General features: G+C 71.9%; 19 protein-coding genes. 10 read left to right on the top strand and 9 right to left on the bottom strand.

Features of this window, described 5'->3' with window-relative positions:
• Positions 1-19: 19 nt before the first annotated feature.
• The 3 genes from dapF to miaA all read right to left on the bottom strand — a co-directional run bounded on the left by dapF (position 20) and on the right by miaA (position 2,642).
• The gene (gene dapF / locus J7E94_RS24765) at positions 20-919 is read right to left on the bottom strand and encodes a diaminopimelate epimerase (protein ID WP_215018997.1); all 900 of its coding nucleotides are present in this window, start codon (positions 917-919) and stop codon (positions 20-22) included.
• 76 nt (positions 920-995) lie between these two features.
• A complete protein-coding gene (locus J7E94_RS24760; RefSeq protein ID WP_374224496.1) occupies positions 996-1,577 on the bottom strand; it encodes a hypothetical protein in 582 nt (193 codons plus the stop codon).
• A 126-nt stretch (positions 1,578-1,703) separates the two neighbouring features.
• Complete coding sequence (gene miaA, locus J7E94_RS24755; RefSeq protein WP_215018996.1) at positions 1,704-2,642, bottom strand: tRNA (adenosine(37)-N6)-dimethylallyltransferase MiaA; 939 nt, start codon at positions 2,640-2,642, stop codon at positions 1,704-1,706.
• Between the two features lie 196 nt (positions 2,643-2,838).
• Between miaA and J7E94_RS24750 the strand changes: the two genes are divergently transcribed.
• Positions 2,839-3,075: a hypothetical protein gene (locus J7E94_RS24750; protein ID WP_215018995.1), complete on the top strand. Its 237-nt coding sequence runs from the start codon at positions 2,839-2,841 to the stop codon at positions 3,073-3,075.
• A gap of 24 nt (positions 3,076-3,099) precedes the next feature.
• Positions 3,100-3,345 (top strand): antitoxin, encoded by a 246-nt coding sequence (locus tag J7E94_RS24745; protein WP_215018994.1) that lies wholly within the window; start codon positions 3,100-3,102, stop codon positions 3,343-3,345.
• Between the two features lie 77 nt (positions 3,346-3,422).
• Here J7E94_RS24745 and J7E94_RS24740 read toward each other — a convergent pair whose 3' ends face one another.
• Entirely contained in the window at positions 3,423-4,130 is a 708-nt protein-coding gene (locus J7E94_RS24740) for a class III extradiol dioxygenase subunit B-like domain-containing protein (RefSeq protein WP_215018993.1), read from the bottom strand.
• A 184-nt stretch (positions 4,131-4,314) separates the two neighbouring features.
• Positions 4,315-5,835, bottom strand: coding sequence for a tRNA (N6-isopentenyl adenosine(37)-C2)-methylthiotransferase MiaB (gene miaB / locus J7E94_RS24735; RefSeq protein ID WP_215018992.1), 1,521 nt, complete (start codon positions 5,833-5,835; stop codon positions 4,315-4,317).
• Positions 5,836-5,950: 115 nt separating this feature from the next.
• Here miaB and J7E94_RS24730 point away from each other — a divergent pair, with 115 nt between their 5' ends.
• On the top strand, positions 5,951-6,946 hold the full coding sequence (locus tag J7E94_RS24730; RefSeq protein ID WP_215018991.1) for a TAXI family TRAP transporter solute-binding subunit: 996 nt from the start codon (positions 5,951-5,953) through the stop codon (positions 6,944-6,946).
• Here the strand turns inward: J7E94_RS24730 and J7E94_RS24725 are convergent.
• Both J7E94_RS24725 and J7E94_RS24720 read right to left on the bottom strand, forming a co-directional pair.
• Entirely contained in the window at positions 6,936-8,015 is a 1,080-nt protein-coding gene (locus J7E94_RS24725; RefSeq protein ID WP_374224495.1) for an ROK family protein, read from the bottom strand. The two genes, J7E94_RS24730 and J7E94_RS24725, sit on opposite strands and share 11 nt — an antisense overlap.
• Before the next feature lie 21 nt (positions 8,016-8,036).
• The gene (locus J7E94_RS24720; RefSeq protein WP_215018990.1) at positions 8,037-9,074 is read right to left on the bottom strand and encodes a LacI family DNA-binding transcriptional regulator; all 1,038 of its coding nucleotides are present in this window, start codon (positions 9,072-9,074) and stop codon (positions 8,037-8,039) included.
• A gap of 748 nt (positions 9,075-9,822) precedes the next feature.
• On the opposite strand from J7E94_RS24720, the gene J7E94_RS24715 reads away from it, so the two are divergent.
• The gene (locus J7E94_RS24715) at positions 9,823-11,091 is read left to right on the top strand and encodes a glycosyl hydrolase (protein WP_215018989.1); all 1,269 of its coding nucleotides are present in this window, start codon (positions 9,823-9,825) and stop codon (positions 11,089-11,091) included.
• Between the two features lie 28 nt (positions 11,092-11,119).
• Positions 11,120-13,315: an endo-beta-N-acetylglucosaminidase gene (locus tag J7E94_RS24710; RefSeq protein WP_215018988.1), complete on the top strand. Its 2,196-nt coding sequence runs from the start codon at positions 11,120-11,122 to the stop codon at positions 13,313-13,315.
• On the opposite strand, the gene J7E94_RS24705 is transcribed toward J7E94_RS24710, so the two are convergent.
• Together J7E94_RS24705 and J7E94_RS24700 are read right to left on the bottom strand one after the other, a co-directional pair.
• Positions 13,312-14,724, bottom strand: coding sequence for a HAMP domain-containing sensor histidine kinase (locus J7E94_RS24705; RefSeq protein ID WP_215018987.1), 1,413 nt, complete (start codon positions 14,722-14,724; stop codon positions 13,312-13,314). The two genes, J7E94_RS24710 and J7E94_RS24705, sit on opposite strands and share 4 nt — an antisense overlap.
• A gap of 12 nt (positions 14,725-14,736) precedes the next feature.
• Positions 14,737-15,453, bottom strand: a complete 717-nt coding sequence (locus tag J7E94_RS24700) for a response regulator transcription factor (protein ID WP_215018986.1) — start codon at positions 15,451-15,453, stop codon at positions 14,737-14,739.
• 294 nt (positions 15,454-15,747) lie between these two features.
• Between J7E94_RS24700 and J7E94_RS24695 the strand changes: the two genes are divergently transcribed.
• The 5 genes from J7E94_RS24695 (at position 15,748) to J7E94_RS24675 (ending at position 22,721) form a co-directional block, all read left to right on the top strand.
• Positions 15,748-16,533, top strand: a complete 786-nt coding sequence (locus tag J7E94_RS24695) for an amino acid ABC transporter ATP-binding protein (RefSeq protein ID WP_285440823.1) — start codon at positions 15,748-15,750, stop codon at positions 16,531-16,533.
• Positions 16,534-16,654: 121 nt separating this feature from the next.
• Complete coding sequence (locus J7E94_RS24690) at positions 16,655-17,509, top strand: glutamate ABC transporter substrate-binding protein (RefSeq protein ID WP_215018985.1); 855 nt, start codon at positions 16,655-16,657, stop codon at positions 17,507-17,509.
• Positions 17,510-17,592: 83 nt separating this feature from the next.
• Complete coding sequence (locus J7E94_RS24685; protein WP_215018984.1) at positions 17,593-18,267, top strand: amino acid ABC transporter permease; 675 nt, start codon at positions 17,593-17,595, stop codon at positions 18,265-18,267.
• Positions 18,264-19,157 (top strand): amino acid ABC transporter permease, encoded by an 894-nt coding sequence (locus J7E94_RS24680; protein WP_215018983.1) that lies wholly within the window; start codon positions 18,264-18,266, stop codon positions 19,155-19,157. Before J7E94_RS24685 ends, J7E94_RS24680 begins: the two co-directional genes overlap by 4 nt.
• Positions 19,158-21,137: 1,980 nt before the next feature.
• A complete protein-coding gene (locus J7E94_RS24675) occupies positions 21,138-22,721 on the top strand; it encodes an FAD-dependent monooxygenase (protein WP_215018982.1) in 1,584 nt (527 codons plus the stop codon).
• The last annotated feature ends 102 nt before the right edge of the window (positions 22,722-22,823 follow it).

Raw genomic sequence — 22,823 nt, 5'->3', positions numbered from 1 at the left:
CACCCATTAGAGGGAAGCTTCAGGCGAAAGCCGTTTCGGTGAGCCAGGACGCGTCGAACTCGCCCGCGGCCACGATCACGGCCGGTCCGGTCATGTCGATCTGGCCGTCGGGGTGTTCGGTGATGACGAGGGTGCCGCCGGGGAGGTCGACGGTGTACGTGGCCGGTTCGCCGGTGACGGCCGGGTCCGCGCCGTCGCGGCGGATGGCCGCCACGGCGACGGCGCAGGCGCCGGTGCCGCAGGAGCGGGTCTCGCCGGAGCCGCGCTCGTGGACGCGCATGGCGACGTGCCGGGGGCCGCGGGCGACGACGAACTCGACGTTGACACCAGTCGGGTAGGCGGACGCCGGGCTGAACGGCGGGGCGGTGTACAGGTTTCCGGCGTCGTCGAGGCTTTCAACGAACGCCACCGCGTGCGGGTTCCCCATGTTCACGTTGCGCGCGGGCCAGCTCCGGGATCCCACGCTGACGGTGACCTCGCCCTCGGGGAACGCGGCGCGGCCCATGGAGACGGTGACGTCGCCGCCCGCGGCGGAGCCGCTGTCGGGCACAGCCGAGAGGTGGACGCGCTTGACTCCGCCGCGGGTGGCGACCGCGAGGTCACCGGGCTCGACGTGGCCGGCGTACTGGAGGTAGCAGGCGAAGACGCGCACCCCGTTGCCGCACATCTCGGCGATGGAGCCGTCGCTGTTGCGGTAGTCCATGAACCACTCCGCCTCGCCGGCCAGGTGCGCGGCATCGGGGTGGGCGGCGGACCGGACGACGTGCAGGACGCCGTCCGCGCCGATTCCGGCGCGCCGGTCGCACAGCTTCGCGACGGCGGACGCGGGCAGCTCGATGGCGTTGTCCGGGTCCGGGACGATCACGAAGTCGTTCTCGGTGCCGTGGCCCTTGAGGAAGGAGAGGGGGGGGTGCGTCACCCGCCCATGGTATCGAGCCCCTGCTCAGAGCCGCCGATCGGTCCGGTGACCGGACATCGTGCTCGGCGCGACCCGCTCAGCGCAGCCGGGCGACCCGGTACACCGCGAGTGCTACGACGGCCAGCGCGGCCGCGGCGTACAGCGCGGCCATGCGCCAGTCGGGGCGGCGGCCGCTGCCCCGGGCCGGGAGCCCGGGCCAGGTGTGGCCCACCCGGCGGGCGGCCATCATCCCCCAGCCGCCCGCGCAGCAGCTGATCAGGAAGCCGAGCATGGCGACCACGGCTCCGCCGTCGCCGAATTCGAAGGCGAGCGGGAAGGCGAACATCAGCGAGCCGGCGGCGGCGAGCAGCACGATGGGGGCGATCTGCCACAGGCGAAGGCGGCGCTGCGGACGCAGTTCGACCTCGAACTCCGGTCCGGCGGCGGCATCGGCCTCCGCGGAGTCCGGTGTGTCCGGGCCGTCGGGGGTCAGGCGCGCCGGGTCGGCGGGCAGCCCGAGACCGGCGGGAGTGTCAGGGCCGCCGGGACCGTCAGGGCCGCCGGGACCGTCAGGGCCGCCGGAACGGTCGGGGCTGTCCGGCCGGTCGAGAAGCTTCGGGTCCGCTTCCCGCCGGGTGTCGTCCCGCCCAATGTCGCGAGGGCCGGCCTCCATCGCCACGCGCCCTCCCCACTCGGACTCAGTACGCCGCCATGCACTGCCGGTGACCGCACCGCCAGGAGTTTGATGATGGCACGCCCGCGACCCCCGAACGGGCGCGCGGGGCGTCCCGATGCCATCACGTGATCAGGCTGTGACCGCTCGTTCGACCAACGACTGCGCGAGTCCGGGGAGTTCCCCGCGCTCGGCGACGCCCCCGCTGAGCCAGTGCACGCGGGGGTCGCGGCGGAACCAGGAGTCCTGGCGGCGGGCGAACCGCTTGGTGGCGCGGACGGTTTCCGCCCTGGCCTCCTCCTCGGTGCACTCGCCGGCGAGCGCGGCCAGCACCTGCTGGTAGCCGAGCGCCCTGGAAGCGGTGATTCCGTCGCGCAGCCCCCGGGCCTCCAGCGCGCGGACCTCGTCCACCAGCCCGGCCTCCCACATGCGGTCCACGCGCAGCGCGATCCGCTCGTCGAGCTCCGGCCGGGCCACGTCGACGCCGACCTGGACGGTGTCGTAGACGGACTCGTGGCCCGGCAGGTTCGCCGTGTAGGGGCGGCCGGTGATCTCGATGACCTCCAGCGCGCGGACGATGCGGCGGCCGTTGCTGGGCAGGATGGCCCGGCTGGCGGCCGGGTCGGCGGCGGCGAGGCGCGCGTGCAGGGCTCCGGAGCCGCGCAGGGTGAGCTCTTCCTCCAGGCGGGCGCGGACCTCGGGGTCGGTGCCGGGGAACTCCATGGCATCGAGTGCGCCGCGTACGTACAGGCCGGATCCGCCGACGAGGACCGGCGTACGGCCCTCGGCGAGCAGTTTGTCGATCTCGATCCGGGCCAGCCGCTGGTACTCGGCGACGCTGGCGGTCTCGGTGACGTCCCAGATGTCGAGGAGGTGGTGCGGGACCCCTCCGCGCTCCGCGGTCGTCAGCTTGGCGGTGCCGATGTCCATCCCCCGGTACAGCTGCATGGAGTCGGCGTTGACGACTTCGCCGTCGAAATGACGGGCCAGGTGGACGCCCAGTTCGGACTTTCCGGCCGCGGTGGGACCGACGACGGCGATGACCCGCGGTGCGGGGGCTGCTTTCCTCACCGCCCCAGTCTCGCAGCCCCCGGTCAAGACACGGCCATGTACCCGATCGAGTTACGTGACGGGGCGGTGGCGTTGTCGTTGCCCTGACGAGGTTCCGGCCCGGCGTGTGCCCGGCATACGCCCGGCCCGTATCCGGTGCAGGCCGGTCCGGCCAAGGCGGAACTTCACTCACGCGAGTAACGTTACGGGAGTAGACATGGGCGTTTTTGATCGGTTTTTTCGCCGTAAGGACGAGGTTGCGACCGAGCAGGCCGCGGCCGAGACCCTGACGGCGGAGTCCGTCGAGGCCGAAGGGGCCACGGCCGAAGAGGCCGGGGCCGAGGCCGCGCCTGCTGTCGCGGAGACTCCGGCGGTGGAAGCCGTGGACATTCCGAAGCAGCAGTCGGCCGAGGTGGCCGCGGACAGCGAAGCCGGCGAGGGCGCCCGTACGTAGCTCCCCGCTATTGGAAGGTGACCCATGGGCCTCCTGGACACTCTCAAGGCCAAGCTCGCTCCGGCGAAGGAGAAGGTCGGCGACCTCGCCCAGCAGCACGAGGGCAGGATCGGCGAAAGTCTGGACAAGGTTGCCAAGGTCGTGGACACCAAGACCAAGGGCAAGTACAGCGACCGGATCATCACCGTCGAGGGCAAGGCGAAGGACGCCCTGGGCAAGATCGCGCACAAGGACACCCCCGGCGGGACGACGCCGCCGGCGGCTTCCTGACGCAGTCTGCGAAGGGGCGCGGAACCGGCACCGGCCGGTTCCGCGCCCCTTCGGCGTTCTCCGGCCCGGTGCCGTCTCTACGACCAGGCGGCGACGAAGTACCCCACGCCGTACGGGGCGTCCTCGTACAGCAGCCGCCCGTCGAGGCCCGCGCCCTCGGCGGCCCCGGCCAGCACCTGCCAGGGGGCCCGGCCGGCGGCCTGGAGCTCGGCCGCCAGCACGGCGTCGAGGGCGGCGAGCGCGGCCACGTCGGCGGCGCCCAGCGCGCGGGCGGCGGCCGCGTCGAAGGCGGCGGCCCGCTCGTCGAGGTAGCCGGGGGCCTTCAGGGTCCGGCAGGCGCTGCCGTCACCCATGACGAGCAGCGCGACGCGGGCGCCGCGCGCGGCGATCTCCCGGCCGGCCTCCAGGCACCGCTCGGTGTCCAGCGGCTCCCCGACCCCGAGCCCCTCGACCGGGGCGGCGCCCCAGCGCGCGTGCCGCAGCAGCCAGGCGCCCACGGCGAGCGAGGGCGGCAGCGGGCGCGGCCCCTCCTCGCCCTCCCCCAGCTGTACGTCGGCCTCGACGCCGAATCCGCGGAAGCTGCCGCGGGCGCCCTGGGGGTAGGGCCCGCGGTGGTCCTCGTCGGCGGCCCCGACGACGACCAGCAGGTCGGGCCGGGAGGCGGCGAGCACGGCGAGCGCGTCCGAGCAGGCGGTGCGGGCATCGCCCAGCTCGGCGGCGGCGCCCGCGGCGACCTCCGGCACGAGGAGCGGCGGGGCGGGACAGACGGCGGCGGCTACGAGCATGATCCGCAGCCTAACGCCGGCGCGGCCTGGGCGGAGCCGGTGGGCTCAGCCGTCGGCTCCGCCGGCGTGCGGGGCCCATGGTGCGGCGCCGCGGCGCAAGCGGCCCCGGCTGCGCCGGGCTTTCCGGGGCTCCGCCCCACAGACCCCGCGCCTCAAACGCCGGCGAGGCTGGATATCGCTGCGGTCAGCCCTGCGGGGCCGCGCAGCCGGAGGCGGCGGTGGGGAGGGGGGCCGGGACGCCCAGGGTGGGGATGCCGAGCATGACGCCGGCGGGCTGGGCCGGGGCGGCGTTGCGCTTCTCCCAGGCGTCGCCGGCGCGGGTGCGGCGCACGGTCAGGGTCGGGCCCTCGGCCAGGAGGTGGTGCGGGGCCGCGTAGGTGATGTCGACGGTGACGACGTCGCCCGGGCGGACCTCCTCGGCCGGCTTCGTGAAGTGGACGAGGCGGTTGTCGGGGGCGCGGCCGGACAGGCGGTGCGTGGCGCCGTCCTTGCGGCCCTCGCCCTCCGCGACCATGACCTCCAGGGTGCGGCCGACCTGCTTCTTGTTCTCCTCCCAGGAGATCTCCTCCTGGAGGGCGACCAGGCGCATGTAGCGGTCCTGCACGACCTCCTTGGGGATCTGCCCGTCCATGTCGGCGGCCGGGGTGCCGGGCCGCTTGGAGTACTGGAAGGTGAAGGCGTTCGCGAAGCGGGCCTCGCGCACGGCGTGCATCGTCTGCTGGAAGTCCTCCTCCGTCTCGCCGGGGAAGCCCACGATGATGTCGGTGGAGATCGCCGCGTGCGGGATCGCGGCGCGGACCTTCTCGATGATGCCGAGGAAGCGCTCCTGACGGTACGAGCGGCGCATCGCGCGCAGGATGCCGTCCGAGCCGGACTGCATGGGCATGTGCAGCTGCGGCATCACGTTCGGGGTTTCCGCCATCGCCGCGATCACGTCGTCCGTGAAGTCGCGCGGGTGCGGGGAGGTGAAGCGGACCCGCTCCAGGCCCTCGATCTGGCCGCAGGCGCGCAGCAGCTTGCTGAAGGCCTCGCGGTCGCCCAGGTCGGAGCCGTAGGCGTTCACGTTCTGGCCGAGCAGGGTGATCTCGGAGACGCCCTCGGCGACGAGGGCCTCCACCTCGGCGAGGATGTCGCCGGGACGGCGGTCCTCCTCCTTGCCGCGCAGCGCCGGGACGATGCAGAAGGTGCAGGTGTTGTTGCAGCCGACGGAGATCGAGACCCAGGCGGCGTACGCGGACTCGCGGCGGGTCGGGAGCGTGGAGGGGAAGGCCTCCAGCGACTCGGCGATCTCGACCTGGGCCTCTTCCTGGATGCGGGCGCGCTCCAGCAGTACGGGGAGCTTGCCGATGTTGTGCGTACCGAAGACGACATCGACCCAGGGGGCCCGCTTGACGATCGTGTCGCGGTCCTTCTGCGCGAGGCAGCCGCCGACGGCGATCTGCATGCCGGGGCGCTTCGTCTTCATCGGGGCCAGCCGGCCGAGGTTGCCGTAGAGCTTGTTGTCGGCGTTCTCGCGGACCGCGCAGGTGTTGAAGACCACGACGTCGGCGTCGCCGTCGGAGCCCTCGGGCGCGCGGACGTAGCCGGCGTCCTCCAGCAGACCGGAGAGCCGCTCCGAGTCGTGCACGTTCATCTGGCACCCGTAAGTGCGCACCTCGTAGCTTCGCTTCACGTCCACTGCCTGGCTCCGGTCGCTGCTGGTCATGCAACAAGGGTAGGCGGTAGCCGGAAGCCCTCCGGTCGCGCGGGACCGGCCGGCAAGATCCGCCCGAGTCCGCCCGGCCGTGACAGGACGGCGGGCGGGTGGCAGGATCGCGGCCATGCCTCTCGTACCGCCCCGGATCAGCAGGCGCCGTGCCCTGCGGGCCCTGGTGGCCGTACTCGCCGTGCTCGCCGCCCTGGTGTGGTGGTTCAAGCCCTTCGGGGAGCCGGAGCTCAAGGGCGAGCTGACCTTCAGCACGGGCGTGCGCACCGGGGTCTACCACCGCTACGGGCAGCTGCTGGAGCAGCAGCTGCGGCGGGACATGCCCGGGGTGAAGGTGCGGCTGGAGACCAGCGAGGGCTCGCAGGAGAACCTCCGGCGGCTGGCCGCCGGGGAGGCCGACTTCACGGTGGCGACGGCGGACGCGGTGGCCAAGTACCGGCAGGACGGCAGGCCCGGCGCGACGACGCTGCGCGGGTGCGCGCGGCTCTACGACGACTACGTGCAGCTGGTGGTGCCCGCCGGATCCCCGGTGCAGTCGGCGCGCGACCTGCGCGGCAAGCGGGTCGCGGTCGGCCAGGCGGGGTCAGGCGTGCGGCTCATCTCGGAGCGGCTGCTGAGGGCAGCCAGGCTGGATCCGGCGAAGGACGTCACCGCGGTGTCCATCGGCATCGACACCATGCCGGAGGAGCTGGAGGCGGGCCGGATCGACGCGTTCTTCTGGTCCGGGGGCCTGCCCACGAACGCGGTGCGCGAGCTGTCGGAGCGGTTCGAGATCCGGCTTGTGCAGCTCGGCGACCTGGTGGAGCAGTTGCAGGGGACGGGCAGCCCGGCGCGCTACTACCGGGCGGCGGTGATGCCGCAGGACGCGTACGCCCGGGCGCGCAACACCAGCGCGGTGGCGACCCTGGCGGTGCCGAACCTGCTGGTGACCACCGAGAAGACGGACCCCGAACTGACCGAGCAGTTCACCCGGACCGTGATCCTCAGCCGCGACGGCATCGGACACGTGGTGCACGCGGCGCAGCTGGTGGACCTGCGGACGGCGATCTACACCGAACCCCTGGACCTGCACGAGGGCGCGCGGCGCTACTACCGCTCGGTCAAGCCGTAGCGTCCTGCGGCAGCAGCATGGTGGCCGCGGCGGCGGCGCCGATCAGTCCCGCGTGCGTGCCGAGGGTCGCCGGGACCACCTGGAGCTCCTGCACGAAGGAGAGGGTGGCGTAGGCGGCGAGGTGCTTGCGGATCGGGGCGAAGAGCGTGTCGCCGGAGGCGGCGACGCCTCCGCCGATGACCGCGATGTCCGTTTCCACCAGGGTGGCGGTGGCCGCGATGGCCGCGGCCAGGGCCCGGCCGGCGCGGTCGAAGGCGGCCAGGGCGATCGGGTCGCCGGCCGCGGCGGCCGCTGCCACGCCCGCCGCCGTGGCATCGCCCCCGGCGCTCGCGCTGCCCGTGCCGGCCCCGGCTCCCGCGACGCCGCCGCTGCCCCCTGCTCCCGCCTCGCCGCCGGCCCCCGCCGGGGTCCAGCCCTGGGCCAGGGCCCACCGGGCGATCGCCGTGCCGGAGGCGATGGATTCCACGCAGCCGTGGCCCCGGCAGACGCACGGCTCACCGTCGAAGGCCACGCTGATGTGGCCGATGTGACCCGCGTTGCCCGTGGGGCCGGGGTGGAGCTGGTTGTTCAGGACGAGGCCGCCGCCCACGCCCGTCGAGACCACCATGCACAGCGCGTTCGCATGGCCCCGGGCCGCGCCCAGCCAGTGCTCGGCCGCGGTCATGGCCACGCCGTCGCCCACCAGCACCGTCGGAACGTCCGCCCCGCACGCCGCGAGCTCCGCCGTGATCCGGGCCTGGACGGGGAACTCCCGCCACGCGCCGATGTTGACCGGGCTGACCGTGCCCCGCGAGGCGTCGACCGGTCCGGCGCTGCCGATCCCGCAGCGGACCGCCGAGTGCCACAGCGGCGAGCCGGCGAGGTCGGCGACGACCTCGGTCACCGCCGCCATCACCGCCTCCGCGTCCGCACCGCGCGGGGTCGGGCGCCGCGTCGTGGCCGTCATCGTGCCGTCGGGGTGCACCAGCGCCCCGGCGATCTTCGTCCCGCCGATGTCGATCGCCACCGTCAGGCCTGCGACCGAGGCGCCGGCGCGCGGTGCGGGGAAGGGGGCGGTGGGGGTGGTCACGGTGGCGGCTCCAAGAAGGGGTCAGAATTCAGTATGCGCCGCGGGAGGCGCCGTACTCTCGCGGGGCTCCAGCCGCGGCCGCTCGCTCTCGCGGACTCCGGGCGGGCCGCCCGCGAGGACGGCGAGGAGTTCCCCGGCGGCGAGCCGCCCGAAGCCGGCGGTGTCCCGGACGAGGGCGGTGAGCCGGGGGTGCGTGACCCGGCAGAGCGCGGAGTCGTCCCAGGCGACGATCGAGAGCCGGCCCGGCACGGGGATGCCCAGCTCGGCCGCGACCGCGCTGCCCGCGACGGCCATCACGTCGTTGTCGTAGACGAGGGCCGTGGGCGGCGCCGGCTCGGCGAGGACCCGTCGGGTGGCCGCCGCGCCCTCGGCGTCGGAGTAGTCGGTGACCACGGAGCGCACCTGGTCCGGACCGAGCCCGCGCCGGGCGGCCTCGGTGCGCAGGGATTCCATCCGGCGGGCCGTGTGGGCGAGGCCGGGCAGACCGGCGATGTGGACGATCCGGCGGTGGCCGAGCCCGTGGAGGTGGTCCAGGACCTGGGCCATCGCCCCGGCGTCGTCGGCCCGGACGGAGGAGAGGGTGGCGGAGGATTCGGCCGAGCCGACGGCGACCGCCGGCAGGGCCAGCTGCCCGAGGAGCTCCGGGCGCGGGTCCTGCGTACGCGGGTCGACGACGATCACCCCGTCGACCCGCCGCTCGGCCCACCAGCGGCGGTAGACGGCGCATTCGGCGTCGATGTCCTCGACGACCTGGAACAGCAGGGCGGTCCGGGCGGCGGAGAGGACCTCCTGTATGCCCGAGACGAGCTGGAGGAAGAAGGACTCGACGCCGAGCGTGTGCGCGGGCCGGGCGAGGACGAGCCCGACGGCTCCCGAGCGCTCCCCGGATAGGGCGCGGGCGGCGCTGTTGGGCTGCCAGCCGAGCTCCTCGGCGACGCGGCGGATCCGGGCGCGGGTGTCCTGGGAGACGCCGGGCCGGTCGTTGAGCGCGAAGGACACGGCGCTCTCCGAGACCCCGGCCTGGCGGGCGATGTCCTTGATGGTGGGTCTGCGGGCCATGCCTGCCTCATTCATCCTTCGGGTCTGCGGTGATGTGAACGGCAATGGCCGGACCGTACGCGATCCTGCCCTGACAGGCCGCCGTCACCACCAGCCAGTGGCTCCCCGGCGGGATCCCGAGCGGCGGCCGGACCTCGAACTCCACCTCGGCCGGCCCGTCCGCCGGTACGCGCAGGCGCAGCGCCGCGGGCCGGTGAGGTCGCAGCCCGGACTCCAAGCTCGCGGAGCGGGGCCAGGACCGGGCCCCAGGTCGGGGCGCGTTCCCGTACGGCCCGCGCGTACGCGGGATCGGCCGCCTCCAGCACCTGCGCGGGATCGGCCGCCTCCAGCACCGCCGCCGTGAAGGCGTCGGCCTCGGGGCCGCCGGTGCGGGCCGCGACCTCGGCGGTGACGTACAGGGGCCGGCCGGGGGTCCCTCCGGTTGCGGATCCGGACGACCTGGGAGGGGGATCGCGGCGGGCCGGTGAAGAGGGCCGGGGTGGACACGGAGGTGACCGAAATACCGCTGTCCATTTCCGCCCGGTTCCTTGTACGGCAGCGCACACTAAACCGCATTAGTCCGTTCAGCTTCGGCACTCACAGCCCTTCTGTCAACGGGACTGAAGCGCATAAGTACTGGCGGACTCCGAAGTCGGAACTTTCACCCCGTCGAATCGTGACGCCGCGGATTGAGGCCCTGTTGACTTTCCCCCGCGGGGCCGGGCAGGTTGGGCATCCGGCGAATTCCCCCTGAACTCCGGGACCCTTCATGCGCCACGCCCCCCGCCCGCCCCGGACCCTCCGCTTCGGCGCCAACTACACGCCGGCGCGCGGCTGGTTCCACCACTGGCTGGACTTCGACCTCGACGAGGTCAGGGCCGACCTCGACTCGATCGCGGCGCTCGGGCTGGACCACGTCCGCGTCTTCCCGCTGTGGCCGCTGTTCCAGCCCAACCGGGCCCTGATCCGGCCGCGCGCGGTCGAACAGCTCCTCGCGCTCGCCGACGCGGCCGCCGAGCGCGGGCTCGACGTCACCGTGGACGGCCTGCAGGGGCACTTGTCGAGTTTTGACTTCCTGCCCGCCTGGACCCGGACCTGGCACCGGCGCAACATCTTCGACGACCCGGACGTGGTCGCCGGGCAGGAGGAGTACCTGCGCACGCTGGCCGCCGCCCTCGCGGACCGGCCCAACTTCCTGGGCATGACGGTCGGCAACGAGATGAACCAGTTCTCCGACGCCCCGCACCCCGACCCCGACCGGATCACCCGGGAGCAGGCCGGCCGCTGGCTGGAGCGCATGCTCGCCGCCTGCGAGAAGGGCGCGCCCGGCCGGTTCCACCTGCACGCCGAGTACGACGCCGCCTGGTACCAGGACGGGCATCCGTTCACGGTGGCCCAGGCGGCCCGGCTGGGCGCGGCCACCGCCGTGCACTCCTGGGTGTTCAACGGCACCGCGCAGCGCCACGGCGCGACGGGGACGGCGACCGAGCACCATGCCGCGTACCTGGTCGAGCTCTCCAAGGCCTGGGCCCGCGATCCGCACCGCCCGGTCTGGCTCCAGGAAGTCGGGGCGCCCGCGCCGCTGATCCCGCCGGAGCAGGCGGCGCGGTTCACCGAGGCCACCGTGGCGAACGCCCTGGACTGCCCGGACCTGTGGGGGGTGACCTGGTGGTGCTCGCACGACGTGTCGCGGGAGCTCGCGGACTTCCCGGAACTGGAGTACGGCCTCGGGCTGCTCACCAACGACCGACGCGTCAAGCCGGCCGGCGCCGCCATCGCGCGGATCGCCGGGGAGTGGCGGGGGCGCACGCACGAGCCGCCCGTACGGACCACCGCGCTGGCGGTGGACGTCGGCGGGGCCGAGGAGGCTCCGCGGCGCTCGGTGTGCGCCCCCGGCGGCGCCTTCTTCGAAGCCTGGGCGGCGCTCACCGCGCGGGGGGTGCGGCCGGCGGTGGTGCTGGCCGAGCTCGCCGAGGACCCCGCGCACCTGTCCGCCCGCGGCATCACCGAGGTGCTGCGCGTTTCCGACCTCACCTGACCGTCCCCCTCCCCCGCAGAGGAGCCTCATGTCCGAGACCGACAACGGCGTCGACCCTCGTACGTCCCCCTCCGACTCCGACCGCGCCCCGTCGGACTCCGCCTCCGCCCGCTTACGGCCGCCCCGGCGACGGGTGCTCGCCGCGGGGGCGGGGGCCGGAGCCGCCGTCCTGCTGGGCTCGGCGGGCCGGGCGTCGGCGGCCTCCGCGCCGGCCACGGCGGCCGCGGCGGGTTCGGCCACCGCGCCCGACCTGGCCCCGTACGCCTCGTACTGGTTCCCGGACTCGCTGCCGAAGGGCGCGCCCGGCCCCGGGATCGTGTGGCGCTCGCTCAGGCAGTGGACCCCCGAGAGCGATCCGGACCTGGCCCACAACACCGCGTCCGTGCCCCTCGCGCCGCGCTTCACGCCGGTGCCGCCGCATCCCGCCGCCCGGGCCGGTCAGGCCCGGATCGCCTCGCTCGTCTCCTTCGGGCCCACCGCCCGGAACCCCTCGCAGGGGTCTGCCACCGCTGACTCCTACGCGCTCACGCACTGGGCGTACATCGACGAGCTGGTCTTCTGGGGCGGCTCCTCCGGCGAGGGGATCGTGCTCGCCCCGAACGCACCCGTCGTCGACGCCGCCCACCGCAACGGGGTGCGGGTGCTGGGCAATGTGTTCCTGCCGCCCGTGCCCTACGGCGGCGACCTCCAGTGGACGCGGGACCTGGTCCAGCGGGACTCCCTCGGCCGCTTCCCGATCGCCGAGAAGCTCGTGCTGGTGGCGCGGACGTACGGCTTCGACGGCTGGTTCGTCAACGCCGAGACCGACGGCGGCGACAGTGAGCTCGCCGGGCGGATGCGGGAGTTCCTGCACGCCCTGCGGGCGGCCGGCGAGCCGCACGGCCTGCGGATCACCTGGTACGACGCGATGAACTCCACCGGCCGGGTCGGCTGGCAGGGCGCGCTCAACGAGCTGAACCAGGAGTTCTTCGAGGACCGGGCCGGCAAGGTCGCGGACACGGTGTTCGTGGACTTCCGCTGGACCCCGCAGAGCCTGGCCGCCTCCGGCGCGCTCGCGGAGCGGCTGGGCCGCTCCCGCCACGACCTGTGGGCGGCGGTGGACACGGAGGCGAACGGCTGGAACTCCGCGGTCCCCTGGGACGCGATCATTCCGCGCGACCGCGACCGCGACCACGTCGTCAGCTACGGCTTCTACCGGCCCGAGTGGACCCTGGGCCACCTCACCGACCGCTCCCCCGGTGCCTTCCACCGCGCCGACGACCGGTTCTGGACGGGCGAGTCCCTCGATCCGTCCCGCCCGGCGCCCGAGGGCACCTGGCGGGCCCCGGCCACGGCCGTCGCCGACCGCTCCACCATCACCGCGCTGCCGTTCGCCTGCGTCTTCAACACCGGGCACGGGGAGCGCTGGTACGAGGCGGGCGAGGCCGCCTCCGACACCCCGTGGAACCATCTCGGGCTCCAGGACCGGCTGCCCGGCCGCCGCTGGGTCGTGGACACCGCCGGGGAACGGCCCTCCGTGACCCTGGACTTCACGCGTGCCTGGCGCGGCGGCTCCAGCCTGCTCGTCGCCGGGCGGCTGACCGCACCGGCCACCGTCGGGCTGCACTCCACGCGGCTGCCGCTGACCCGGTCCACCGTCCTGGAGCTGGTGCACGCCACGGAATCGGGCCCGGTCACGGTGGAGGTGGGGGTGGCCACCCGCGAGCCGGCCACCGCCGGCGACCCCGTCCCGTACACCTGGCTGACGGCGCGGACCCTGGGCCCGGGACCGGGCTGGCGCACGACCCGCGTCGGGCTGTCGACACTGCCGGGCACGACGGCGTACGGACTGGCCGTACGGATCACAGGACGCGGGAAGAGAGCCGTGGCCTGGCGACTCGGCGCCCTGTCGGTACGCGACGACACCCCCCAGCGGCAGCCGGGTGCTCCGAGTGCCCTGACCGTGGACGCCGCGGCGCAGCAGGACGGCAGGGCCTCGCTCCGCCTGTCGTGGCGCCGGGCAGCCGGCCCGGCCGGGGAAGCCGGCCCGATCCGCCACTACGAGGTCTCCCGCGTCCTGCCCGACGGCACCCGCCGCTTCCTCGGCGGCACCTGCGGCACGGCCCTCTACCTGCCCGCCGTCGAACGGGCGGGCCGGGAGCGGGCGGCCGCCTTCGAGGTCCGGGCCGTGGACGAGCTGTACGCGGTCTCCGGCCCGGCGCGCACCACCCTGGCCTGGTCCTAGGAGGTGTGGGGGTCGGTGCGCGGGACCGCCACCATCACCCGCAGCCCGTGCGGCGGGTTCGTCTCGTAGGTGAGGGATCCGCCGCCCGCGGCGAGCAGGGCGCGGGAGATCGACAGGCCGAGCCCGGAGCCCTTGATGTTCTGGTGCCGGCCGCTGCGCCAGAACCGGTCGCCGACGCGGAGCAGCTCCTCCTCGGTGAGACCGGGGCCGCGGTCGGCGACGACCACCTGGACGGTGCTCCGGGCGGCCGAGACCGACACCTCGACCTCCTCACCCGCGGGGGTGAACTTGAGGGCGTTGTCGATGACGGCGTCGAGCGCGCTGGACAGGGCGACGGGGTCGGCCCAGCCGGTGAGGGCGGTCCGGCCCGTCCCGGTGAGCCGTACGCCCTTCTCCTCGGCGTACGGCCGCCAGGCCGCGACCCGCTCGGCGGCCAGCGCCCCGATGTCGGTGAGGCTGATCTCGGCCGAGGCGTGCTCGGCCAGCGCCAGGTCCAGCAGGTCGTCCAGGACCTGGGTCAGGCGCTTGCCCTCGGCGCGCACGGAGGCGATCTCCTCGTTCCCCTCGGGCAGTTCGAGGGCGAGCAGCTCGATCCGCAGGAGCAGCGCCGCGAGCGGGTTGCGCAGCTGGTGGGAGGCGTCCGCGACGAACGCCCGCTGCTGCTCCAGTACCTCTTCGACGTTGTCGGCCATCTCGTTGAACGACCGGGCCAGGCGTTGGAGTTCCGGCGGCCCGCCGGCGGCCGCGACGCGCGAGTTCATCCGCCCGGTGGCGATGCCGTGGGCGGCCGCGTCCAGGGTCCGCACGGGCTTGAGGACCCAGCTGGTGAGCCGCAGGGCGGCGCCGAAGGCGAGCAGCATGGCGGCGGCGAGACCGGCCGCGATGATCAGCCAGCCCTGGAGGATCCGGCCGCGCATCTGGTCGGTGGGCGATTCGGTCGCGACGACCGCGACCACGTCCCCGTCGAGGACGACCGGGGAGGCGACGAGCAGTTTGCCGTGGGTCTGCCAGGGCCACACCTGGGGCGGGTCGTGGCTGCGCCGCCCGGCCAGCGCCTCCTCGAAGGCGCGGCGGCCCTCGCCCGCCTCCGGGAGTTCCCACCAGCCGGGGGCGCGGGCCATGGCGTTGTCGTCGCGCAGGAAGATGCCGACACGGATGCCGTAGAGCTCCTGGTACCGGGCCAGTTCGAGCTGGAGGGTCTCGCGGCGCTCGTCGGCGCCGGTGGATCCGGAGCCTTCGGCGTCGACGACGAACTGGGCGAGGGCGGCGAAGCGGGCGCTGTCGTCGATGCGGTCGACGACCACCCGCTGCTGCTGTCCGGCGGCCAGGCTCACGGCCAGCGGGAAGCCGAGGGCGAGCAGCACGCCCGCCATGAGGACGACGAGCAGGGGGAGCAGCCGGGCGCGCACGGGTGGGCCCCGCTAGGAGGCGGCCGGGGTGACGAGCCGGTAGCCCACCCCGCGGACGGTCTCGATGAGGGCGGGCATGCGCAGCTTGGAGCGCAGCGAGGCGACGTGGACCTCCAGGGTCCGCCCGGTCCCCTCCCAGCTGGTGCGCCACACCTCGCTGATGATCTGCTCGCGGCGGAAGACGACTCCGGGCCGCTGCGCGAGCAGGGCCAGCAGGTCGAACTCCTTGCGGGTGAGCGGTACGTCGGTGCCGTCCACGCTGACCCGGCGGGTGGGCAGCTCGATGCTGACGGGTCCGAGCCGGACGAGGGCGGGGGCGCCGGTCCCGTTGGCCGCGGCCTCCTCGGAGGCGCCGGTGCGCCGCGCGACGGCGTGGATGCGGGCGAGGAGTTCGCCGGTGTCGTAGGGCTTGACGACGTAGTCGTCGGCTCCCATGTTCAGGCCGTGGATCCGGGAGCGTACGTCGGCGCGCGCGGTGACCATGATGACGGGCGTGGCGGTGCGCTTGCGGATCTTGCCGCAGACCTCGTAGCCGTCCTGGTCGGGCAGGCCGAGGTCGAGCAGGATCACCCCGTAGGGGGAAGCCTGGGGCGGGGCGCCGGCGGGCAGCAGCGCCTGGAGGGCCTCCTCACCGCTGCGGGCATGCGTGACCTGGAAGCCGTGCCGGGCGAGAATCGCGGACAGGGCGGCGGCGACGTGGTCGTCGTCCTCGACGAGCAGCAGTCTCATGTCGTCCCCCTCTCCATTTCTTCTCCTTTTCCGGACTCCGTCTTCGGATTCCGTACGGTGCAGGACCACCCTGCATCCATGCCGATGCGGAGTCCCACGTCAAGGGGGTTCCGGTCCGGCGCGCCTTCCGTTATCCACCCGGTACGCCCGCGCGGCCTGCCGGGCAGGCGCCGCGCACGGAGCGTATCGGCGTGAGGCCGTATCGTTATGCTCAATTCTCCCTCAGATGTGATGACGGTGTGCGCGCTTCGTCACTACTGTCCTCCCAACCGAGGAGGACGGAGCAATAAGCCGATGAGCGGAGTATCAGTGACCAAGGACGTGCAGGACGCGGCCGGTGCCGCGGACGACCTGGTCGTACTGAGCAACGTCAACAAGCACTTCGGCGCGCTGCACGTGCTTCAGGACATCGATCTGAGCATTGCCCGCGGTGAGGTCGTCGTGGTGATCGGTCCCTCGGGATCGGGCAAGTCCACCCTGTGCCGGACCATCAACCGCCTGGAGACGATCGACTCGGGCACCATCACGCTCGACGGCAGGGAACTTCCCTCGGAGGGCAGGGAACTGGCCCGGCTGCGCGCGGATGTCGGCATGGTCTTCCAGTCGTTCAACCTCTTCGCGCACAAGACGGTGCTCCAGAACGTCATGCTGGGCCAGCTCAAGGTCCGCAAGACCGACCAGGCCGCCGCCCACGAGAAGGCCGTGGCCCTGCTGGACCGGGTGGGCGTCGGCTCGCAGGCCGACAAGTACCCGGCGCAGCTCTCCGGCGGCCAGCAGCAGCGTGTGGCGATCGCCCGCGCGCTGGCCATGGAGCCGAAGGTGATGCTGTTCGACGAGCCGACCTCGGCGCTCGACCCGGAGATGATCAACGAGGTGCTGGAGGTCATGCAGCAGCTCGCCCGGGAGGGGATGACGATGGTGGTCGTCACGCACGAGATGGGCTTCGCCCGCTCTGCGGCCAACCGGGTTGTCTTCATGGCCGACGGAAAGATCGTCGAAGAGGCCGCGCCCGAGCAGTTCTTCAGCAACCCGCGCAGCGACCGCGCCAAGGACTTCCTGTCGAAGATCCTGCACCACTGACGGTTCTGTCTGGTAGTCATCCGGTGGCGGACCACTGCCGGACCGGATGCTGCCGGCCCCGCGCATGCGCCCGTACGCATCGCCCGTCGTTCAACAACGTCTCATCCGAGGGAAGTTCACCATGAAGATCTCCAAGGCCGCTGCGGCCGCGGCCGTCGCCGTCGCTCTCGCCCTGACCGCCACCGCCTGCGGCAGCAGCGACAAGGACTCCGCCAGCGACGCAGGTGCGTCGGGTGGGGCCAAGAAAGACAAGATCGTCATCGGCATCAAGTTCGACCAGCCGGGTCTGGGCCTGAAGACCCCGGACGGCAAGTACACGGGCTTCGACGTCGATGTCGCCACCTACGTGGCCAAGCAGCTGGGATACGAGCCCGGCCAAATCGAGTTCAAGCAGGCCGTCAGCGCCGAGCGCGAGAACCTGATCGCCAACGGCGACGTCAAGCTGGTCGTCGCGACGTACACGATCAACGACAAGCGCAAGGCGAGGGTCGACTTCGCCGGCCCGTACTTCCTGGCTCACCAGGACCTGCTGGTCCGCGCCGACGACGACTCGATCACCAAGGCCGAGGACCTGAACAAGAAGAAGCTGTGCTCGGTCGCCGGATCCACCTCGGCGCAGAACGTCAAGACCAAGCTGGCCCCCGACGCCGACCTGCGCGAGTACCCGGGCTACTCCGAGTGCCTGACCGGCCTGGAGAACAAGGCCGTGGACGCGCTGACCACGGACGGCTCGATTCTGGCCGGCTACGCCGCGCAGGAGAAGAACAAAGGCAAGTTCAAGCTGGCCGGCCTGAAGCTGAGCGACGAGCCCTACGGCGTCGGTCTGAAGAAGGGCGACAAGGACCTCCAGACCAAGGTCAACGCCGCCCTCAAGAAGATGGTCGAGGACGGCTCCTGGCAGAAGGCGGTTGATGCGAACCTCGGCCCCGCCGGCTACAAGGCCGAGCCGGCCCCGCAGATCACCGAAGGCAGCTGATTCACCGGTGAGGTGCGTCGCCACCCGTCTGTCACGGGCGGCGATGCACCTCACCGGCCATCCTGGGGAGAGCGCAGGGCAACGTGTTCGACTTTCTTACTTCCGGGCAGTACGACGTGCTCGGAGCCTTCTGGGTGACGGTTCAGCTCACCCTCTACTCGGCGGCAGGCTCCCTGATCTGGGGCCTGATGCTGGCCGGGATGCGGGTCAGTCCGGTCCCACTGATGCGGAACTTCGGCACGGCGTACGTCAACACCGTGCGTAATACGCCGCTGACCCTGCTGGTCCTCGGCTGCTCGCTGGGCCTGGACCAGACGTTGGGCATCACGCTCAGCGGCGGGACCTCCAAGGAGATCGGCTTCCGCCTCGCGATCCTGGGCCTGATCGCCTACACCGGCACGTTCGTGTGTGAGGCGTTGCGCTCGGGCATCAACACCGTGCCTGTGGGACAGGCCGAGGCCGCCCGCGCGCTGGGGCTGAGCTTCTTCCAGGTACTCACCCAGATCGTGCTCCCCCAGGCGTTCCGGGCGGTCATCGCACCGCTCACCAACGTACTGATCGCTCTCACCAAGAACACCACGGTGGCGGCGACCATCGGCGTGGCCGAAGCGGCCCTGCTGATGAAGGAAATGCTCGAGAACGAGGCGCAGGCGCTCTTCACGGTGTTCGCGGTCTTCGCTCTCGGCTTCGTCCTGCTGACCCTGCCCACCGGCCTGCTGCTGGGCTGGGTGGCCAAGCGAGTGGCGGTGAAGCGATGAGCTCCGTTCTCTACGACCCCCCCGGCCCCAAGGCCAAGCTCCGCAACTGGATCTACACCGGCGTCTTCGCGGTACTCGTCGCGCTGGCCCTGTGGTGGATCCTGGACCGCATGGCCGATAAGAACCAGCTCGCGGCCGACAAGTGGTCCCCGTTCGTCACGGACAGCCAGATCTGGACGACGTTCCTGCTGCCCGGCCTCGGTGAGACCCTCAAGGCCGGCGTGATCGCCATGGTGATCGCACTGCCGCTCGGCGCACTCCTCGGCATCGCCCGGCTCTCCGACCACGCGTGGGTACGTGTCCCGGTCGGCGCGATCGTGGAGTTCTTCCGCGCCATCCCCGTCCTGATTCTGATGATCTTCAGCTCCGCGCTGTACGTCATGCTCGGAACGGTCAGCTCCGATCTGCGGCCGCTCTACGCAGTGGTCACCGGTCTTGTCCTGTACAACGCCTCGGTCATCGCCGAGATCGTCCGGGCCGGCATCCTGTCGCTACCCCGCGGCCAGACCGACGCAGCCCAGGCGATCGGTATGCGCAAGGGCCAGATCATGACGTACGTCCTGGTCCCCCAGGCCGTCACAGCGATGCTGCCCGCACTGGTCAGCCAGCTCGTGGTGATCCTCAAGGACACGGCGCTCGGCGGCGCTGTCCTCGGCTTCGCCGACCTGATGTCGATGAACCGGCAGATCTCCGCCAACTACAGCAACACCATCGCGACCATGGTCGTGATCGCCCTGCTGTATGTCGCGGTGAATTTTGCCCTGACCACTCTGGCCTCCTGGCTGGAGAAGCGCCTGCGGCAGTCGAAGAAGGGCACCGGCGCCGTGGTTGAGGGCGACGTGGCCGAGGTCGACGCGGGCGGCGCGGCCGGCGTGGGCAAGGCTCCCTGACACCCGGTCAGTACACTGGCGTGACAGGTGTGGTGCGGCGGATCTCATCCGCCGCACCACACTGCGTTGTCTATACCGGCATCGCTTGACCCAATAGGGCTGCTTCGCTTTGGGGTACATCAGAAGATCCGAGGTCGTGCCCCGGGAGGGATGTCCGCGATGTGGAACTTGCCGAAGTCCCTGCACAGGCGGGAGTTCACACCAAATTCCAAGACCGAGGGCGCAATGTGCCTGCGAGGGGACCAGTCAGCACCCGAGTCGGTGGTAGAACCCTTCTGGGGGAGTACATCGAGTTCCTCAAATTGGCCATGTCTCTCTTCGCGAGAGGGATCCGATGAACAGTTCACCCGTTCACCGAGGTGGAGCATCGCAGCGGAAAGCCCGGCCGTCTTCTTCCGACCGCGGCAGCCAGACATCCGTCACACCCCCGCCTGCCTGAACAACACCACAACGTCCGACTCTCCGTCGGACGCACTGGCACTGGCTGGTGCAACACCCGCCGACTTCACTCCAACTTCGGCCACCAACTCCCAGCAGAGCACGAATCACCACAGCTGACCAACACAACACAAGTGTCTGCCGAATTACGAAATCCCAGTCAGGGAAAAGACTGGGCGGCCAGTCACCTTCGTGGACGCTGGGACTCAGCGAGGCACCATCGATGCGGCGTCCCATCGAATAATCGATGGGACGCCGCATTTCGCCGACTCGGCCCGCAAGTTCTGCCGAGCGACTCGACTTGCTAGTAGGATCTTGTGACGATGCCGCCAGACTTGACAACAGTGTTCGGCGGACAGAAGGCATAGGACGGCCCCCGACCAGTCGTCCAGGCCGCTGGCTCGTGATAGATCGGAGAGCCGCCATCGTAGGGGTAGCAAATGGCGGTCGCCTTATATCGACCACCATTGGGATTATCGCATTCAGCCTGCCAGGCGTTACTCTCCGGCGGACCTTGACGGTAGGAGCACCCGTCTGGCCAGCCGGCGGGGGCCGCAATGGCCGTGCCTTGGAGTCCGAAAACTGCCGTGACCGTGGCAGCAAACAGCGCCGCATATAGCTTCTTCACTACCGCTAATTCTCCCTTGATCGAGCCGATTGTTCTTAACTGTGGTCGCTTACGGACGTCTCGATACCCGCGGAGATGGCTCGGTAGGTTCCGTTACAGTACGCGCTGGACCATCCGACCTGCAGCCACCCCCCATAGAAGTGCTGCACCTGCCCACTTTCTGGATCCCTGCATACGGCGATGGCTCGGTAGGAGCCGCCGTTGTCGTGGTCGCACCAAGCCACCGACCCGTAATTTCCAGGCACCTCATAGTGGCAACCGGTGGGCCGCGCTAAGGCGCCGACTTCGGAGGCTGATGCAGTCGCTCCGGCGCCGTACGAGAAGAGACCGGTCAACAGCAGCCCGATTGTCGGGGCGGTGACGGTCCGGCGAGTACGAGTACTCTTCAGCAAATTTCTTCACCTTCTCCCTCGGTGGTAAGAGGTCGAGGTCGGCATGGCAATGACATAACCCTCAAGGCCTCACGTCCCTTGCCCAGAGGCCGTTTCTGCCCCCTGTGCGTTCATGACAATTCCACGATCAGCAGGGTCGGGCAAGCGGGATAACTGTCTTCTGAGGATTACTTGAGCATCGCACACCGCAGCGGGCAATCAAAGGGGCAAAGCGACCCCTGTCCTGCCTTCAGAGTGACTGAAAGAGTCAATTCCAGCTCATGCTGGCCGAATTTCGAGTGCAGGAATTTCAGCCACACAATGGCCGGAATTCGAAAGAGATAATTCCGGCCGCGGAATGGCCTGAAGTTTCTTCCGCAAGAGACCTGTGGACTGCCTATAGGTCGCATGCGAAGCGGTCTTCCGCATTCCGATGGAAGTAGCACCCTCGTACCACCTCGCCGACTGGTGTCACTTGACGCAGGCACCTCCAGTGGGTTGCATACGTTCTGTGATCACATACCGGACACCGGGAGCCACATCATGGACCCGGTGATCGTCGTCGGCGCGGGGCCCGTCGGACTGTCGCTGTCCCTGGCCCTGGCCGGGTCGGGCGTGCCCTGCGTCGTGCTCGACGAGGGGCCCGGCAAGGAGGAGCCCCGGCCTGCCCGGACCGTCGTCCTGCACGCCGACACGGCGGCCATGGCGCACCGGCTGGGCTGCGCGACCCTGCGCGACGAGGGCACGTACTTCGCCGCCTGGCGGACCATGCGGCGCGGCCGGCCCGCCCAGCGGATCACCTTCGAGGACCACCCGGCCCCGCTGCACCTGCCGCAGCACGCCCTGACGCGCGGGCTGCGCGAGGCCGCCACCGCGCACCCCCTCGTCCAGCTGGTCACCGACAGCAGAATGGACTCGCTCGAACAGGACGGCCACGGGGTCACCGCGCACACCCGGGGCACCGAGACCACGTGGTGGCGCGGGAGTTACCTGGTCGGCTGCGACGGCGCCCGCTCCACCGTGCGCAAGCTCCTCGGCATCCGCTTCCCCGGTCGCACCGCCGTGGAACGGCACGCCGTGGCCGCGCTGCGCACCGAACTGCCCTGGCCCGGCGAGGCCCTGCTGCACCGCAGCCCGCCGCAGGAGGTCACCTCCCGGCCGCTGCCCGACGGGGTGTGGCGGCTGGACTGGCTGCTCCCGGCGCGCGGGGACCTCGTCACCCCCGACATGCTCGTGACCCTCATCCGGGACACCCTCGGGGAGTGGTGCGGGGGCACGACTCCCCCGTACGACCTCATCGACACCGGGGTGTACACCCTGCACCACCGGCTGGCCCGGCGCTGGCGCGACGGCCGCGCCTTCCTCGCCGGCGACGCCGCGCACCTGCTGGGGGCCCTCGGCACGCAGGGGGTCGAGGAGGGGCTCCGGGACGCCGAGAACCTGGCGTGGAAGCTCGCGGTGGCCTGGCACCAGGGGGCCTCCGAGGAGCTGCTCGACAGCTACGAGGGCGAGCGGCGCACGGCGGCCGCCTCCCGGCTGCGCGCGGCCGACCAGGCGGTGCCGGTGCTGCGCGGCGGGGGCGGCCTGCGCACCTACCTGCCGGGCGCCGCCCGTACGGGGGAGACCCTCCTGACGGACGGGCACCTGGGGCGGGGGCCGCTGGGCGCGGAGCCGAGGTACGCCCCGCCCGTGGCCGTACGCGAGGTCCCGACGGCCACGGAACCGGGCGGTCCGGTGGCGAACGTACCGGTGACCGCGCCCGACGGCTCGACGGTGCCGCTGCGCGACCTGCTGGGGCAGGGCCGGCTGCTGGTGGTCCTGGTCGCGCCGGGCACCGGAGTCTGGGACCGGCGCCACTGGCTCGGCGCCGGCCTGATGCCCCGCCTCGCGGCGGCGGTGAGCGCCCTGCCGGTCCGCACCGATCTGCTGGTCGCGGACGGCTACCCGGGGGCCCCGGCGCACACCGTGCTCCTGGTCCGGCCGGACGGGCACCTGGCCGCGACCTTCGCGGGGGTCCGCCCGGCGGAGCTATACGAGGCGGCGGACACGGTCCGGGCGGGCGCGCCCGCGTCCCGGTTGCCGGCACCGACCACGACACCGACCAGCTCACCGACACCGACCACGTGATCGATTGACCCTCTCTGCGGAGTCGTGGTTCGCTCGCGGGCATGCGGCAACAACGTACGCCTGCGCCTGTGGCGGAGGGTCCACGTGACTCCTCCCCCTCGT

The sequence above is a fragment of the Streptomyces sp. ISL-94 genome (assembly GCF_018614075.1).
Lineage (GTDB): Bacteria > Actinomycetota > Actinomycetes > Streptomycetales > Streptomycetaceae > Streptomyces.
This window is presented reverse-complemented; position numbering and strand designations above follow the sequence as displayed.